The 16,339-nt window shown below is 71.2% G+C and carries 14 protein-coding genes; all 14 read left to right on the forward strand.

Features of this window, described 5'->3' with window-relative positions:
• Nucleotides 1–15 precede the first annotated feature (15 nt).
• The 14 genes from JOM49_RS08340 (at nucleotide 16) to JOM49_RS08405 (ending at nucleotide 15,884) form a co-directional block, all read left to right on the forward strand.
• Entirely contained in the window at nucleotides 16–612 is a 597-nt protein-coding gene (locus tag JOM49_RS08340) for a TetR/AcrR family transcriptional regulator (protein WP_209663763.1), read from the forward strand.
• A gap of 92 nt (nucleotides 613–704) precedes the next feature.
• Nucleotides 705–1,451, forward strand: a complete 747-nt coding sequence (locus tag JOM49_RS08345; RefSeq protein ID WP_209663764.1) for a hypothetical protein — start codon at nucleotides 705–707, stop codon at nucleotides 1,449–1,451.
• A 598-nt stretch (nucleotides 1,452–2,049) separates the two neighbouring features.
• Entirely contained in the window at nucleotides 2,050–4,614 is a 2,565-nt protein-coding gene (gene lanKC, locus JOM49_RS08350) for a class III lanthionine synthetase LanKC (RefSeq protein WP_209663765.1), read from the forward strand.
• Nucleotides 4,615–4,637: 23 nt separating this feature from the next.
• Nucleotides 4,638–4,781: a SapB/AmfS family lanthipeptide gene (locus JOM49_RS08355; RefSeq protein ID WP_209663766.1), complete on the forward strand. Its 144-nt coding sequence runs from the start codon at nucleotides 4,638–4,640 to the stop codon at nucleotides 4,779–4,781.
• A gap of 143 nt (nucleotides 4,782–4,924) precedes the next feature.
• The gene (locus JOM49_RS08360; protein WP_209663767.1) at nucleotides 4,925–6,592 is read left to right on the forward strand and encodes an ABC transporter ATP-binding protein; all 1,668 of its coding nucleotides are present in this window, start codon (nucleotides 4,925–4,927) and stop codon (nucleotides 6,590–6,592) included.
• 47 nt (nucleotides 6,593–6,639) lie between these two features.
• Nucleotides 6,640–8,361, forward strand: a complete 1,722-nt coding sequence (locus tag JOM49_RS08365) for an ABC transporter ATP-binding protein (RefSeq protein WP_209663768.1) — start codon at nucleotides 6,640–6,642, stop codon at nucleotides 8,359–8,361.
• A 10-nt stretch (nucleotides 8,362–8,371) separates the two neighbouring features.
• The gene (locus tag JOM49_RS08370; RefSeq protein ID WP_209663769.1) at nucleotides 8,372–8,926 is read left to right on the forward strand and encodes a hypothetical protein; all 555 of its coding nucleotides are present in this window, start codon (nucleotides 8,372–8,374) and stop codon (nucleotides 8,924–8,926) included.
• 200 nt (nucleotides 8,927–9,126) lie between these two features.
• The gene (locus tag JOM49_RS08375) at nucleotides 9,127–10,764 is read left to right on the forward strand and encodes a thiamine pyrophosphate-binding protein (RefSeq protein WP_209663770.1); all 1,638 of its coding nucleotides are present in this window, start codon (nucleotides 9,127–9,129) and stop codon (nucleotides 10,762–10,764) included.
• 103 nt (nucleotides 10,765–10,867) lie between these two features.
• Nucleotides 10,868–11,038: a hypothetical protein gene (locus JOM49_RS08380; protein ID WP_209663771.1), complete on the forward strand. Its 171-nt coding sequence runs from the start codon at nucleotides 10,868–10,870 to the stop codon at nucleotides 11,036–11,038.
• A gap of 266 nt (nucleotides 11,039–11,304) precedes the next feature.
• Complete coding sequence (locus tag JOM49_RS08385; protein WP_153036265.1) at nucleotides 11,305–11,508, forward strand: cold-shock protein; 204 nt, start codon at nucleotides 11,305–11,307, stop codon at nucleotides 11,506–11,508.
• 130 nt (nucleotides 11,509–11,638) lie between these two features.
• Entirely contained in the window at nucleotides 11,639–12,754 is a 1,116-nt protein-coding gene (locus JOM49_RS08390; protein WP_209663772.1) for a sensor histidine kinase, read from the forward strand.
• 5 nt (nucleotides 12,755–12,759) lie between these two features.
• The gene (locus tag JOM49_RS08395; protein WP_209663773.1) at nucleotides 12,760–13,398 is read left to right on the forward strand and encodes a response regulator; all 639 of its coding nucleotides are present in this window, start codon (nucleotides 12,760–12,762) and stop codon (nucleotides 13,396–13,398) included.
• A 93-nt stretch (nucleotides 13,399–13,491) separates the two neighbouring features.
• On the forward strand, nucleotides 13,492–14,919 hold the full coding sequence (locus tag JOM49_RS08400) for a GlnX family signal transduction membrane protein (protein ID WP_209663774.1): 1,428 nt from the start codon (nucleotides 13,492–13,494) through the stop codon (nucleotides 14,917–14,919).
• A complete protein-coding gene (locus JOM49_RS08405; RefSeq protein ID WP_209663775.1) occupies nucleotides 14,916–15,884 on the forward strand; it encodes a glutamate ABC transporter substrate-binding protein in 969 nt (322 codons plus the stop codon). Before JOM49_RS08400 ends, JOM49_RS08405 begins: the two co-directional genes overlap by 4 nt.
• The last annotated feature ends 455 nt before the right edge of the window (nucleotides 15,885–16,339 follow it).

A 16,339-nucleotide genomic window follows, 5' to 3' on the forward strand; every position in this document is an offset into this window, starting at 1 on the left:
CTATCCTGGCGCTCGATGCGTACCGTCAACCCCGAGCAGCACGCCCGCAAGCGGGCCCGGATCCTGGAAGCCGCGGCCTTCGAGTTCGCCGCGGGCGGGGTCGACGGCACCTCGACGGCGGACATCTGCCGCCGCGCGGGCATCGGCTCGGGCACGCTGTTCCACTACTTCCCGACCAAGCGGGACGTGTTCCACGCCCTGTTCGCCGACGACCTGGCGCGCAACGCGGAGGTCTGCGCGCAGGCGCTGACGGCCGAGGACCCGGCCGAGGGCGTGCGCCAGGTGGTCGAACACCTGCTGGCGGACCTGGCCAACCCGCTGGTGCCCGGCCTGATGGCGACGGTGTTGCTGCAGGTCAACCGGGACCCGGAGTTCGCCGAGCTGATGGCAGGGGATGAGCAGCGCACGCGGGCCGCGCTCACCGAACTGCTGGGCCGGATGGACCCCGCGCGCCTGGCGTTCCCGCCGGAGCGGGTGGCTGCCTGGATCCACCGCGTCGCCGACGCCACCTTCTTCGCCGCCGCCGAGGACACCTTCGACCCGGCCGCCGAGCTCGCCGAATTCCGCCGCCTGGTCACCTGGCTCACCGGCGGCTGCGTCGCGGCTCGGTGACGTCCGGTCACGTGGGCGGGCTTGTCGTAACAGAGCGCAGTCGCCGCGCGAATTGTGGGACAATTGCCCTCGCACTTCCCGGAGTTGTCACCATGACCGTTCACCACGCCCCGGCGCCGCCTCCCGTCAAGCCCGCGAAATTCGCCGGGCTCGCCTGGAGCGCACTCATCCTCGGCATCGTCGGGGTGGTCGGTTCGCCGATCATCTTCCTGAACAACCTGACGGCGGTGGTCGCCGGGGTCGGATTCATCCTGGGGCTCATCGCCCTTTTCGGCAGCAAGAAGGTCCTCGCCGGAATCGGCCTCGCGTTGTGCGTGGCGGGGATCGTGTTCACCGTGCTCGCACAGCGGGCGGCGGTGGAGAAACTGGACGAAATTTTCGACGGGACCACGAACCAGGGCCAGGTCGGCAACGCCGGCCGGGGCGAGGGCGGGGTCCCCGCCGACGCTCCCACCTGGGAAAAGCGGTACACCTGGGAGGACGGGCTCGCCATCGACGTCTCCGCACCGGCTGCCTGCGAACCGGGTGAATTCGCGTCGCCGTCGAACGCGGAACGCGCGGTGAAGTTCACCGTCACCGTGACCAACGGAACCGGCGAGCCGTTCAACACCAGCGTCCTCACCATCGGCGGCGAAGCGCAATTCGGCGGGATCAGCGCGGAAGAAGTCTTCGATTCCAGCGGCGAATGCGGTGGCGGCCTGGAATCGGCGACCGTGCTGCCAGGGAAGACCTACACCTACACGGTCGCCTATGCCGTCGGCGCCCAGCCGGGGGAAATGCAACTCGTCTTCCAGCCCTCCTTCGGCTCGGACAAAGCCATCTACGTCGGCAAGGCCTGACCGGCCGGGCAGTGGATCCGTTGTGCACAGGGTGTGCACGGGCTGTGGATCCTTCGCCCGCGTCCGGCCGGAGGTGCCCGCGCGGTCGGTGGTCACGGTGACCGTCAGGTCCAGACCAGTGATCTGCACTGGGTGACCACTTGGAGCGCGCTACGCCTGGAGTGCCGCACAGTGCCTGGCTGCCGGGCCGGAGCTGGCGTCCGCGCCGGCGCCGGTTCGTCGATGTGGGTAATTCTGCCGTCCTGGGATTGGACGCCGCTTGACCTCAGCGAGCGCGATCGTACGATACGAACGAAAACCGATCACCAAGTCGGCCTTCCTCGTCAGGATGAATTAGTGCATCATCCTTAAGCAGTCCTACCAGCGCTTTTGCTGTTGACCTTGCTCGTTACGCACCGACCGGGTGAACGAGAATCCGGTGATGTTGACCCACTGTTGACTTACTCGTCAGTAACGTGGCTTCCTCTGCTCCGGACGGCTCGGGGGAAACCCCGAAATGGCGGATTGGCCGCCGACCCCTCGGCGTGCGGAAATATTGCGGCATCCCAAAACGCCGCTCGGCGCAGGGAAATCTCCCCTTGAGAAAGGTTTTTGCTGGATGGACCTCCGGTACGAAGCATTCTGCTTCGCGGATCCGCTGTTCTTCGACGAACAGCGCGACGCCGGCCAGGCGAAGGACGATTTCGCCGCCGTGCTGCCGTCGCCGGATTCCGGCTGGCGGTCCGGTGAGCGCGGGATCTGGCGCTCGCTGTCACCGGCAGACGCCGTTTTGCCTGCTCAGGGCTGGAAAATCCATGTTTCGGCCGGGATGGCCAACGCCGAGCGCGTGCTGCTCGCGGTCGCCACCTACTGCCTCGAGCACCGCATCGCTTTCAAGCACCTGCGGTCCAGGTCCATCCTGCTGGCGCGGAATTCGAAATACGCGCCCCGGGACGGGAGTGGAAAACTGCTGACAGTTTATCCGCCGGACGAAGACGCGCTCCGCGAGGTGCTGGCCGACCTTTCCACCGAGCTGAAGGGTGAGCCGGGTCCCTACATTCTCAGCGACCTCCGTTACGGTGACGGGCCACTTTACGCCCGTTACGGTGGATTCGCCGAACAGTGGGTCGAGGCCGACGGCACCCGCGTGCTGGCCATCCGCCGTCCGGACGGCACCCTGGTGCCCGACAAGCGCGGTCCGAGCTTTTACGTGCCCGACTGGGTGAAGCTGCCGGAATGCCTGGCGCCGCACCTCGCGGCCCGCAAGAGCGGCGACCCCGCGCAGTTCCCGTACCAGGTGAGCAAATCGCTGCACTTCTCCAACGGCGGCGGGGTCTACCTGGCCAAGCGCCTTTCCGACGACCGCGAACTGGTGCTCAAGGAAGCCCGGCCGCACGCCGGCCTCGACCGCGACCTGGTGGACGCGGTGGCCCGGCTCGAGCGCGAGCACCGGATCCTCGAGCGGCTCGCGGGCATCCCCGGCATCCCCGAGGTCTACGACCGGTTCCAGGTCTGGGAGCACCACTTCCTCGCGATGCAGTTCGTGCCGGGCAAGCCGGTCGGCGCGTGGCTCGCCCGCAACTACCCGCTGACCCGGCGGGACGCCACCGAACAGGACGTCGCGGAGTACACCGAGCGGGCGCTCGCCCTGATCGGCCGCGTGGAGCGCCTGGTCGCCGCCGTGCACGAACGCGGGGTCGTCTTCGGTGACCTGCACGCGCTGAACATCCTGGTCGACGAGGAGGACGAGGTCTCGCTGATCGACTTCGAGCTCGCCGCCGGGGTCGAGGAGGGCACCAAGCCGGCGCTGGGCGCCCCCGGGTTCCGGGCGCAGGGCGACCGCACCGGCTTCGAGATCGACGAGTACGCGCTGGCCGCGCTGCGGCTGTGGCTCTTCCTGCCGCTCAACACGATCCTCGAGATGGCCCCGCCGAAGCTCGGCCCGCTGGTGGACTTCGTCGGACGCCGCTTCCCGCTGCCCGAAGGGTTCGGCGAGCGCATCCTCGAAGTGCTGTCCCCACGGGAAGAGGCCGAGAAGCGCTCGGCGGTCACCCAGCTCGACGAGCCGAACCCGGACTGGGCGGTGGTGCGCAAGTCGATCGCGACGGCGATCCTCGCCAGCGCCACCCCGGACCGGCACGACCGGCTCTTCCCCGGTGACATCCAGCAGTTCGAGGTCGGCGGGCTCGGCTTCGGCTACGGCGCCGCCGGTGTGCTCCACGCGCTGGACGCCGCCGGTGAGGGCCGCTACCCCGAGCACGAGAAGTGGCTGCTCGACGGGCTGGACCGGACCCCGCCCAGCCGTCCCGGGTTCTACGACGGCACGCACGGCATCGCCTACGTGCTGGAGAACTTCGGCTACCAGGACCGGGCCGGCGAGCTGATCGAGGCGTCCCGGCCGCTGGTCGAGCAGACCACCGACCACAACCTCGAGGGCGGCCTGGCCGGTATCGGCCTGAACTACCTGCACTTCGCGGGATCCCGGGACGACAAGGATTTCCGCGAGCACGCCGTCACCATCGGCGAGCGGCTCGGCGAAGCGTTGTCGAACGACGGCGGGCCGGCGAACTTCGCCAGAGCGGGGCTGCTCAGCGGCTGGTCCGGACCGGGCCTGCTGTTCGTGCGGCTGTTCGAGGCCACCGGCGACCGGTCGTGGCTGGACCTGGCGGCGCAGGCGGTCGAACGCGACCTCGAAGAGTGCGTGCCCGCCGACGACGGTTCACTGCAGGTGCGTGACGGTGAGTCCCGCACGCTGCCGTACCTGGGCATGGGCAGCGCCGGGGTGGCGCTGGTGGCGGAGGAACTCGCCGCGCACCGCCCGGACGCGCCGTGCCTGGACAAGCTGCCCCGGCTGCTCGACGCCTGCCGCGGCGAGTTCGTCATCCACCCCGGCCTCATGCTCGGCCGGGCCGGACTGCTGGTCACCCTGGCCGCGGAGGCCAGGCGCACCGGTGACCCGGTCGCCAAGGCGGCGGTGGACCTGCACCTTTCGCGGTTCGCCTGGTACGCGCTGCCGTACCAGGACGGGATCGCCTTCCCCGGCAACCAGCTCCTGCGGTTGTCGATGGATCTCTACACCGGCGGTGCCGGGGTGCTCCTCGCCCTGGCCGCCACCCTCGACGGGCACGGCGCCGTGGTGCCGTTCCTGTCCCCTGGACCCCGGTCGATTACGGCCGGTGGATGAACACCCGACGAAAGGAACTCCCCATGGAGCTCGTTCTGGACCTGCAGGCCATGGAAGACCACGAAGCCCCCGCCCTGACCGGTGGCGGCGGCGGTGGCGGCGGCTCGAACCTGAGCCTGCTGGCCTCCTGCAACAACAGCACCATCTCGCTGCTGACCTGCCACTGAGTCAGGTAGCTAGCGCACCGACCCCCACCCGGGTCGAGAAGTGAGACGCGGGAGCGGCACAGGCCAAGTGCGCCGCTCCCGCGTTCGCTTCATTTAACCGCGTCCGGGCAGGCCGGCATAGTTCGTTCGGAAGGTGGGACCCGATGGTGGGAGCGGGTGACCGGCTGCTGGCCGCGGTGGCCCGGCAGGACCGCACCCGGCTCGCGCTGATCCTGCTGACCGCGCTCGCCGCCACCACCGCCGGGCTGCTGCTGCCCGGCGCGCTCGCCGCCGCGGTGGACGCCGCCATCTCCGGTCAGCGCAGCTGGCCCCAGGTGCTGACGCTGCTCGCGCTCGGTGCCATCGACATCACCGCCGACGTGCTCGGCGGACTGCTCACCGTGGCCGTCACCAGCACAGCCAGCGCCGCTCTGCGCCGACGGCTCACCCGGCAGCTGCTCGGCCTCGGCACCCGGTCCCGGTTCGCCGAGGGCGACGCGATCAGCCGGCTCACCGGCGACTGCGTGAGCGCCGGTTCGGTCGCCTCCATCCTGGTGCAGCTGGGTTCGGCGGCCTGCCTCTCGGTCGGCGCCATCGTGTTGCTGGCCTTCCTCGACTGGCGGCTGGCCGTGGTGTTCTTCGGCAGTGTGCCGATCGCGCTCTGGCTGGCCCGGTCCCACCTCAAGCACACCGCCGACGACGTGCTGACCTACCAGCAGGTGTCCGGCGAGATCTCCGCGCGCCTGCTCGACGCCGTGCGCGGCCTGCGCACCATCGCCGCCTCCGGCACCGCCGACCGGGAAACCCACCGCGTGCTGCGGCCGCTGCCGGAACTCGGCAAGGCGGGCTCGGGCATGTGGCAGACCCAGGCGCGGATGATCTGGCGTGCCGCGCTCCTGCTGCCCGCGGTCGAGGTCGCGGTCCTGATCGCCGCCGGGTTCGGCGTGCTGAACGGCCGCCTCAGCGTCGGCGACGTGCTCGCCGCACTCGGCTACGTCGCGCTGGGCATGGGCCTGGTCGGCCAGATCCCGTTGCTGACCACGCTCGCCAGGGCGCGTTCCTGCGCCCAGCGGATCAGCGAGGTCCTCGACTCCCCACTGCCACCGCGTGGCCGCGTCGGCGCGCAGCCCGGTCCCGGCGCGGTGGAACTGCGCCACGTCACCGTTCCCGGCGCGCTGACCGACGTCGACCTGACCATTCCCGGCGGCACTTTCCTCGCCGTGGTGGGGAAATCCGGGTCCGGGAAGTCCGCGCTGGTGAGCGTGCTCGGCGGGCTGATCCGGCCGGAGGAGGGGCGTGTCCTGCTCGACGGCGTGTCCACCGGCCGACTGCGGCCCGAGGTGCTCCGGTACTACGTGGCCTACGCGTTCGAGCGGCCCGCGCTGCTCGGCGACAGCGTGGCCGAAGCGGTTTCGTACGGCACCCGGGCCGGTGAGGCCGCCGTCCGCAACGCCTGCCAGGCCGCGCAGGTGCACGATCTGGTGGTGCGCCTGCCCGACGGGTACCACACGCCGCTGTCGGAAACCCCGTTGTCCGGCGGGGAAGCGCAGCGGCTGGGCCTGGCGCGCGCGATCGTGCGCAACCCGCGGGTGCTGGTGCTGGACGACGCGACGGCCAGCCTCGACACGGTCACCGAAGTCCGGGTCGACGAAGCGATCGAGAACGCGCTGCCCGGCCGCACGCGGGTGGTCGTCACCCATCGCGCCGGGACGGCCGCGCGGGCGGATCTGGTGGCCTGGCTGGAAAACGGCCGTCTGCGCGGACTCGGTCCCCACGACGCCCTGTGGCGAGAACCGGGGTATCGCGCGGTGTTCACCGAGGACGATGAATGACCGGGACTGGCGCGAAGCGCTCCGTTGAGGGTGGTGGTGGGCGACGGGTGGGCATTTCGAAGCTGTACTGGACTTCGCTCGGCAAGCGGTGGCAGGGCGGGCTGATCCTGTTCGGCTGCTCGATCCTGGAGTCCGTGCCCGCCTTCCTGTCCGGGCGCCTGGTCGCGTTGTCGGTGGACCGCGGGTTCGCTGCGGGCGCGCCGATGACGGGTGTGTGGTGGCTGCTGGTCTTCGCCGGGGTCGCGGTGGCCGGTGCGCTCGGGTCACGCCTGGTCTGGCGCCAGCTCGGCACGGTGATCGAGCCGATCCGCGACGCGCTGGTGACCGCCGTGGTCAGCGGGGTCCTGCGCAACGGCGCCACCAGCCGGAACGCCCCCGACGCGAGCGGGGTCGCGCGGATCACCCAGCACGTGGAGGTCATCCGCGACGCCACCGCCGGGTTGCTGGTGCAGGCTCGCGGGATGCTGGTGACCACGGTCGCCGCACTGGCCGGACTGTTCACCGTGGCGGGCGGATTGGCCTGGCTGGTGGCGATCCCGGTGCTCAGCTCGCTCGTGTTGTTCGCCTGTCTGCTGCCCGCGCTCGCCTCACGCCAGCGTGCGGTGGCCGTCGCGGACGAACGCACCGCCGAGGTCGCCGGTGGGGTCCTCGTCGGCATGCGGGACGTGGTCGCCTGCGGTGCCGAGCGGACCGCGGGGATGGCCGTGTTCGACGTCATCGACGACCAGGCACGCGCGGCGGTCCGGATGGCGAAGGCGACCGCGATGCGCACGCTGGTCATCGCGATCGGCGGCTTCTGCCCGCTGGTGCTGGTGCTGGTGTACGCGCCGGGCATGGTCGCCGCCGGGGAACTGACCGCCGGTGCCGCCCTCGGTTCGCTGGTCTACCTCGCCACCACCATGCAGCCCGCCTTGCAGGGACTGGCTTCCACCGCGAGCACGGTGGTGCTGCGCCTGCTGGTCGCCCTGCGCCGACTGTCCGATGTGGCCACCGAACCGCCGTCGTCCGGCGGTGAGGAAGAACCCGCGTCGCCGGTGGTTTCCGTGCGCGGCTTGACTTTCGGCTGGGGCGAGCACGCCGAACCGGTGGTGCGCGGGCTGGAGCTGGACCTGTCGCCGGGAGACCACCTCGCGGTGGTCGGCCCGAGCGGGATCGGCAAGTCGACACTGGCCGGACTGCTCACCGGGCAACTGGAACCGCAGGACGGGCTGGTGCGCCTCGGCGGCGTGCCGGTGCGCTCGGCGCGGCCGGGATCGGTGCACCGCATGGTCGCGCTGATCCCGCAGGAGGCCTACGTTTTCGCCGGGACCGTCCGGGAAAACCTGGCGCTGCTGACCCCGGACGCGACAGACGAGCACCTGCACGAAGCCGCCCGCGCGGTCGGCGCCGGCGAGCTGATCGACCGGCTCGGCGGGCTGGACGGCGAACTCGGCCATGCCGCCGAAGGGTTGTCCGCCGGGCAGGCCCAGTTGCTGGGGCTCGCCAGGGTGTACGCGAGCCAGGCCGAGGTGATCATCCTCGACGAGGCGACCTCGCACCTGGACCCGGCCGCCGAGGCCCACGCGGAACGCGCGTTCGCGGCCAGGGGCGGGGTGCTCGTGGTGATCGCGCACCGGCTGAGTTCGGCGCTGCGGGCGGGCCGGTTGCTGGTGATGGACGGCGACCACACGCTGCTCGGCACGCACGAAGGACTGCTGGCCGAGTCTGCCAGGTACGCCGAGATGATGCGTGCGTGGACCGGCACCCCGGTACGGGTCCGGGCCTCGTAACCTACGCACCGTGACAGCGGAACCGGATGGGAACCCCTTCGACGGCGGCGTCACGTGGGACCGCCGTGGCGAACACTGGGTCGGGGTGTTCCACCCGGGGTACCTGAGCCTGTTCCGCGAGCACATCGCCACCCTGCGCGGGATCATCCGGCGCCGCCTCGACCAGCACGCGGCCGGTGAACCGGAGCGCGAACCGGATCCGCGCGTCGCGGCGATCCTGCGCCTGCGCGGCGGAGACGGTCTGTCCGAGCTGGAAATCCTGTTCCCCGTGGTGAACCGCCTCGCGGAGGTGGAGGCCGAGGTGCCCGGGAGCGGCGGCGTGGTGGAACTGCGTGGCTGGGAGGACCGCTACCGCTGGGGCTCGGCCGCGCTGGACGTCTGCATCGCGATCACCGAGTGGGTGCAGCGGTGGACGTGCGGCGAGGAGGTCGACGGGGTGCGCTGCCCCGACCCGGCCGCGCTGGTGCTGTGGAGCCGCCAGTGCGAATGGCTGAACGAGCACATCGTGGTGCCGCTGCGGCCGCCGGTAGCCCCGCCCCAGCCCCCCGATCCGCCGACCCCCTGAACGCTAGGAGTGGGGCATTACTTGCGTTGATTGCAAGTAATGCCCCACTCATAGCATTCGATGTGGGGAGGGGCGCCGGGCGGACGCGGTGCCGCGGCTCTTGTTACTCGCCAGTAAGCCTGGCACAATTTTCCTGATCGAGCACCGGCGATTACCGGTACGATAACCCGGCTCGGGCGGACCGAAGGGTGGCACGCCGCATGGGGTTGACCGTTGCGCGCACCGTGGTGCGTCTCCTGGCCGAGGCCGGGGTGCGGCGCGCGTACGCGATCCCCGGCGAATCCGTGGTCGATCTGCTCGACGCGCTACAGGTGGAGCCGAGGCTCACGCTGATCTCCGCGCGGCACGAAGCGGGCGCCGCCTTCATGGCCGACGCCGACGGCAAGCTCTGCGGCACACCCGCGGTCGCCGTGGCGGGCAGCGGGCCGGGCGCGGCGAGCATGGCGGCCGCCGTGCACACCGCCTACCAGGACGAAACCCCGCTGATCGTGCTGCTCGGCCAGGTGCCCTCCGGCGATCTGGGCGAGGAGACCTTCCAGGAGGTCGACCTGGTCCGGATGTACTCGCCGCTGGCGAAGTGGACCGCGCAGGCGACCACCGCGGACGAGGTCCCCGGCCTGCTGGCCGAGGCGCTGCACGCGGTGAACAACGGCCGCCAGGGGCCCGCGGTGCTCTCGGTGCCCGCCGACTTCTGGGCCCGGCCGTTCGAGAGCGTGGTGCAGCGGCCCGCCGAGGTGGCCATCCCGCCGGGGTCGCTGGAACGGCTCGCCGGTGAGGTCGCGCGGCTGGTCGACGACGCGCGGTACCCGGTGGTCATCGCCGGTGGCGGGGTGCGGCTGGCCCGCAAGCAGCTGATCGACGCGGTGGACCACCTCGGGCTGGCCGTCTACACGGCCTACCGCAGGCAGGACGCCTTCCCGGAGAACCACCCGAACTACGTCGGCCACCTCGGGCACGGCATCCCGGACGAGCAGCTGCGTGCGCTGGAGCAGGCGGACCTGGTGCTCGCGCTGGGCACCCGGCTGGACGAGGTGACCACGCAGAAGTACCGGTACCCGGCCTACACGCAGCCGCTGGTGATGGTCGGCGGCGGCCGTCCCGGCCCGCGCCGCCGCGGGCTGACCTTCCACGTCGACACCGACGTGGCCCGCTTCCTCAGCGAACTCCGGCAGGCCGCCGCCCCGCGCAAGCGCAACTGGACGGTGGCCAACCAGGCGGTCAAGGAGTTCATGCGCCCGCCACAGCGCGGTGCCTCCGGCCCGGTGCACCCGGCGGACGTGGTGCGCGCGCTGCGCCAGCTGGCCCCCGAGGACACCGTGGTGACCAGTGACGCGGGTAACTTCGCCGCGTTCGTGCACCGGTACTGGTGCTTCACCCAGCCGCGGACGCAGCTCGGCCCGTGCAACGGCGCGATGGGCTACGCGGTGCCCGCGGCGGTGGCGGCGAAGCTGGCCGAACCGCACCGGACCGTGGTCGCCATGGTCGGCGACGGCGGCGCGCTGATGACCGGGCAGGAGATCGAGACCGCGGTCCGGCACCGGGCCCCGGTGATCGTGGTGGTCTTCCAGAACGGGCTGTACGGCGCGATCGCCGCCCACCAGGCGCGGCTGCACGGCCGGCTGTCGTCGGTGGCCGTCGGGACGGTGGATTTCGCTTCCTGGGCAAGGGGTCTCGGCGCCGCCGGGTACACCGTGAACGACCAGGAGGAGCTGGAACCGGCGCTGGCCAGCGCGCTGATGCGGCAGCGGCCCTGCGTGGTCGACGTGCGCACCGATCCCGACGTGCTCTCCCCGGACCAGCGGCTGAGCACCATGCTGCGCTCCCGGCTGGAAAGCTGAGGGACCTCCCGGTTTCGCGGACCGGATTTTGTCGGTGACTCGTGGCAGAATCGGCGCCACACGGACTCCAGCGGCACGGGGTCCGCGAGAGAGGGTGGCGAACATGGGGAACGAAGCAGCGGGGCACTCGGCCTCGGGCGTGGCGCCGGTGACCTTCAGCAACACCGAGGCACCGGAGCCGAGCAAGTCGATGACCAGCGCGGCCGACCGGGACGCGGTGACCAGGTCCCCGTTCTCGGCTGAAGCGGTGGCCCTCGGGCGCGCGGCGGAGTAGGCACGGCGCGGAGCTCGGTGGCGGAGGGTTGGGTAGATCACCCGGACGGGCTCCATCACTGGCGGCCGGGGCCGGTTGTGTGCTTTACTTCCAGTGGTCTCAAGCTTTTGTGTTCGTGCTGGGTGTTGACACCCGTTCTTCTCAGCCACGCTCGCAAGACTTAGCGGGCGCAGTGCGTTCCCCTCTTCGGGGAAGCAAACCGATCCGTCTCGACCCGAGGTGCCGACCTGGCCCCTCGTTTGTTTTTACGCATGGAGATTTTTTATATGACTCAGGGCACCGTGAAGTGGTTCAACTCCGAGAAGGGGTTTGGCTTCATCACTCCCGACAACGGCGGCGGCGACGTCTTCGTTCACTACTCGGAGATCCAGGGCAACGGCTTCCGCACGTTGGAGGAGAACGCTCGCGTCGAGTTCGAGATCGGCCAGGGCCAGAAGGGCCCGCAGGCGACCTCGGTCAACCTCATCTGATTTGAGGCCTCAGCTCTTCGACGAAGGGGCTGTCACCGGTTCACCGGTGGCGGCCCCTTCGCCGTTTCTCCACCTGCTTCTCCACCCGTGAGACGGGTCACCGGGGCCGCTGCCGTCCTAGGCTGACCGGGTGCGGAACTCCGGCGGCATCGCCCCGTCCTGGGTGGTGATCCAGGGCCTCGGCACGGTCCTGATCGGCTTCTTCCTGCTCGTCGCGGACGATCGGGAGCCGTGGATCTGGGCCGGTTACGCGGTCTCGGCCGCGGCCTGGCTCGGCTTCGTGGCCGTGCTCGGCAGGCGGCCTCGGCTCGCCGTGCCGATGCTCGGCGTCTCCACCGTCGCGGCCGCCGCGCTGGCCGGTCCGGCCGCCGGCATGACCGCGACGATCATCACCTCGATCACCATCGGCCGCTTCGCCGGGCTCACCACGGCGAGCGGCAGGCTGATCACCGCGGTGGTCGGCCTCGACCTGGTGCTGGTGTGCGGCGGCTGCCTCCTCTGGGACCGGCCGGCCTGGGACACCGGCGGCGCCACCGCCGCGGTGCTCATCTCCGCCCTCTGCGGGCTGAACCGCCGCCAGACCGATCTCCGGGTCGTGGAGACCGAGCAGTTGCTCGCGCAGACCCGCCGCGCCCACGCCGAGCACGCCAGGGCCGCAGCACTCGACGAACGCACCCGCATCGCGCGTGAGGTCCACGACGTCCTCGCGCATTCCCTCGGCGCGCTGGGCGTCCAGCTCGAACTGGCGGAAGCGCTGCTGGCCGAGCGTGACGACCGCGAGGCCGCGCTGGTCACGATCCGCCGGTCGCGGCGGCTCGCGGTGGACGGTCTCGGTGAAGCCCGCGAGGCGGTCGCCGCGCTGCGGCAGGACCTGCCGTCGCTGCCGGAAGCGGTGCGCAGGCTGGTCGAAGTGCACCGGCGCGATCGCGGGCCGATCGAGCTGGAGCTGTGCGGGGAGGTGATCGCCGTGCCGTCCGTGGCCACCGTCGCGCTGACCGCGGTCACCCGCGAAGCGCTGACCAACGCCGCCAAACACGCACCTGGGGTGCCGGTCGGCGTGGTGCTGAGCGCCGGGGAGCAGTGCGTGCGCCTGGAGGTGTCGAACCACGTGCCGCACGCGCCCGCCCGGTCCGGCGGCTTCGGGCTGACCGGCATGCGGGAACGCCTGGAGCTGGCCGGTGGCACCCTGAACGCGGGACCGGACGGGGGAGATCGATGGCTGGTGACGGCGGAGCTCCGGCGGTGAACCCGATGATCAGGGTGATCGTGGCGGACGACCAGCAGGCCGTGCGCGAAGGCCTGACCGCGTTGCTCGGCATGGCCGCGGACGTGGTGGTCACCGGCAGTGCGGCGAACGGCCGCCAGGTGCTCGACCTGCTCGTCGCCGGGACCGAGGCCGACGTGGTGCTGATGGACCTGCGGATGCCGGTGCTCGACGGGGTCGAGGCCACCACCCGGATCACCGCCGAGCACCCCGGCACCGCCGTGGTCGTGCTCACCACCTACGCCGACGACGACTCGATCGCGGGTGCGCTGCGTGCCGGCGCCCGCGGCTACCTGACCAAGGACGCGGGCCGCGCGGAGATCGCTTCGGCGTTGCGCTGCGCGGTCACCGGGCAGTCGGCCTTCGACCCAGCGGTAACCCGGAAACTCGTCGAGGCCTTCGACGCCACCCCGCCCACCTCCCGCGTACCACCCGATCGGCTCACCGCCCGCGAAGCCGAAGTGCTCGGCCTGATCGGTGGCGGGCTGACCAACGCCGAGATCGCGGCGAAGCTGTTCATCGGGGAAACCACGGTGAAAACGCATATCAACAACGCCTTCGCGAAGATCGGCGTCCGCAATCGCGCGGAGGCGGTGCGCTATGCCTATCGCCACGACCTGCGGTGATTTCAATTCGGCTCGGGCCCCGCAGGTCGGTGGTCCCCGCCGCGTCATCTCCTATACGTTCATGCCCGGGAACGCAGGAGGGTGGAATCTTCGATGACCAGCACCGTGACCCGGCCGGGGCAGCAACCCGGCGCCGGGCCGCAGCGCGGACCGGGTGGCGAACTGCCGCCGCCGACGAACCCGGACGAGACGCGCACCGGGCTGGCCGGCCTGTTCGCCCTCCCCGGCCTGGCGGTGCGCGCGGTGGTCCGGTCGGCGGCCGCCACCCCGGGCAGGCTGTCCGTGATCGCGGTCGGCCTGGTGCTGCTCGCGTTGATCACCGGCATCGTCGGGGCGATCTCGGTGCAGGGCAAGAAGGACACCATCAACGAGCTGATCGACCACCGGGAACCCCTCGCCGTGGCGGCGCAGCAGGTGTACCGCTCGCTCTCGGACGCCGACGCGACCGCGGCGAGCGCGTTCCTGGCCACCGGCACCGAGCCGCCCGCGTTGCGGTCGCGGTACGAGCTGGACGTGGCGCAGGCCGGATCCGCGCTGGCGAAGGCGGCGTCGGACTCCGGCGGTGTGCCCGAGGCCGCCGCCCAGGTCGACGTGATCAACCAGCAGTTCCCCATCTACACCGGGCTGATCGAGACGGCCCGCGCGAACAACCGCCAGGGCTTCCCGGCCGGTGCCTCCTACCTGCGTGAGGCGTCCGAGCTGATGCGGACGAAGATCCTGCCCGCCGCGGCCGACCTCTACCGCATCGACACCGAGCGGCTGATGGCCGAGCAGGACGACGCCACCGACGTGCCGTGGGTGGCCGGGGTGCTCGTGCTCGCGCTGCTCGGTTCGCTGATCGCCACGCAGGTCTACCTCAAGCGCCGCACGAACCGCGTGCTCAACGTCGGCCTGCTGGTCGCCACCGGCGCGGTGGTGCTCGCGTTGCTCTGGAGCGCGGTGGCGCTGGTGGTGCAGGGCATCGCGGTCGGCGGCGGCAGCGAGTCCGGCACCCGCCAGGTGGACCTCGCGGTGCAGGCGCGGATCGCCGCGCAGCAGGCCCGCGCCGACGAGACGCTGACGCTGGTCGCCCGCGGTGACGGGAAGAAGTACGAAGAGGAGTTCACCCAGCTGGCCGGGAAGATGGTCGGCCAGGACGGCAAGGGCGGGCTGCTCGGCGACCTGCGCTCGCTGGCCGCCGACGGCGGCAACACCGAGCAGATCGACCGCGCGATCAACGAGGCCGGTGTCTGGCTCGAAGCCCACCGCCGGGTCCGGGAGAACGACGACAGCGGCAAGTACGCCGAAGCCGTCAGCCTGGCCATCGACGAGCGCGTCAACGGCGGTTCGACCGGCGCCTTCCTGCGGCTGGACGAGAGCCTGGTGGCGGTGATCAGGGACGGCAGGCAGGAGTTCGTCGACGAGACCTCGGACGCGGACGCCGCGCTGACCCTGCTGGCGCCCGGCGTCGCGGTGCTCGCGGTGATCGCCGCGGCCGGTGCGACGATGGGGATCCGCGAAAGGCTGATGGAGTACCGATGACACGCACGAGGACCCGCCTGGCACTGGCTCTGGTGACCACGGCCGCGCTGCTCGCCGGCTGCGGGGGCGCCGGCACGCCGGTGGAGCCCGCGCCGATCGCGTCGGTCGAACGGCCGCGCCCGGCGAACGTGGTCGAAGGCGCCGAGCCGCCCGCCGACCCGAAGGGCGAGGACTGCAACGCCACCGCCAGCCTGCGCCCGGAAGGGCTCGGCATGCCGCCGGGCTCGACCATGGACAAGATCAAGGAACGCGGGCAGCTGATCGTCGGCGTCGACCAGACCACCTACCTGTTCGGCTTCCGCAACCCGACCAGCGGCGCGCTCGAAGGCTTCGACATCGACATCGCCAACGAGGTGGCGAAGGCGATCTTCGGCAACGCGTGGCGCTCGCACATCCAGTACCGGGCGATCTCCTCGGCGCAGCGCGTGGACCTGCTCAAGGAAGGCACCGTGGACATCGTGGTGCGGACCTTCAGCATCACCTGCGCCCGGCTCAAGGACGTCGGCTTCTCCACCGTCTACTACACCGCCGGGCAGCGGCTGCTGGCGCCGAAGAACGCCAACGTGCGCAGCATGGCGGACCTCGCGGGCAAGCGGGTGTGCGCGACCAGCACCTCGACCTCGTCGAAGCAAATCGCCGCGGACCCGGCCAACCCGGTGCTGGTGACCGTGGAGAACTGGTCGGACTGCGTGGTCCTGTTGCAGCAGAACCAGGTCGACGCGATCTCCACCGACGACACCATCCTGGCGGGCATGGCCGAGCAGGACCCGACCACCGAGGTGGTGGGCGAGCCGTTCACCGTGGAGTCCTACGGCATCGGCGTGCCGAAGCAGAACACGGACATGATCAAGTTCGTGAACGCGGTGCTGGACACCGTGCGGGCCGGGCCGTGGCAGGACAGCTACAACCGCTGGCTGTCGGAAAGCCTGGGCGCGGCGACCCCGCCGCAGCCGAACTACCGCTGACCGGGCCGGTCGACCTGCTCGCGTCGGCGCGGTGACCATCTAGGATCGGGCGGGGAGATCCGCGGTCGCTTGGAGGTACGCAGTGTCGGAGGAGCCACGCCGGCCGAGGCACGCCGCGCCGGACGAGCCCGGTGACGGCTGGACCGAGCCACCCGCGGACGAACCCGGCACCGGCTGGCGCCTGTCCCCGGACGTACTGGGCGGTGCCGAAGAACCCGAGCGAACCGTGCACCGCCCGGCGCCGGACCACCCGACCTTGCAGGGCATGCGCGCGGTCGCCCGCCCACCCCAACCCGCCCAGCCGGGCGCTGGCTCGGGCGTGCCCAGCCAGCCGTTCCCGGCGCAGTCCGGCCAGTCGCCTTCTGGCTCGCCGAGCCAGCCCTTCGCCGCCCAATCGGGCCAGGCACCCACGGGCCCCTCAAGCCAGGCGCCCACGGGCTCGCCGAGCCAGCCTT

It is taken from the genome of Amycolatopsis magusensis (assembly GCF_017875555.1).
GTDB classification, from domain to species: domain Bacteria; phylum Actinomycetota; class Actinomycetes; order Mycobacteriales; family Pseudonocardiaceae; genus Amycolatopsis; species Amycolatopsis magusensis.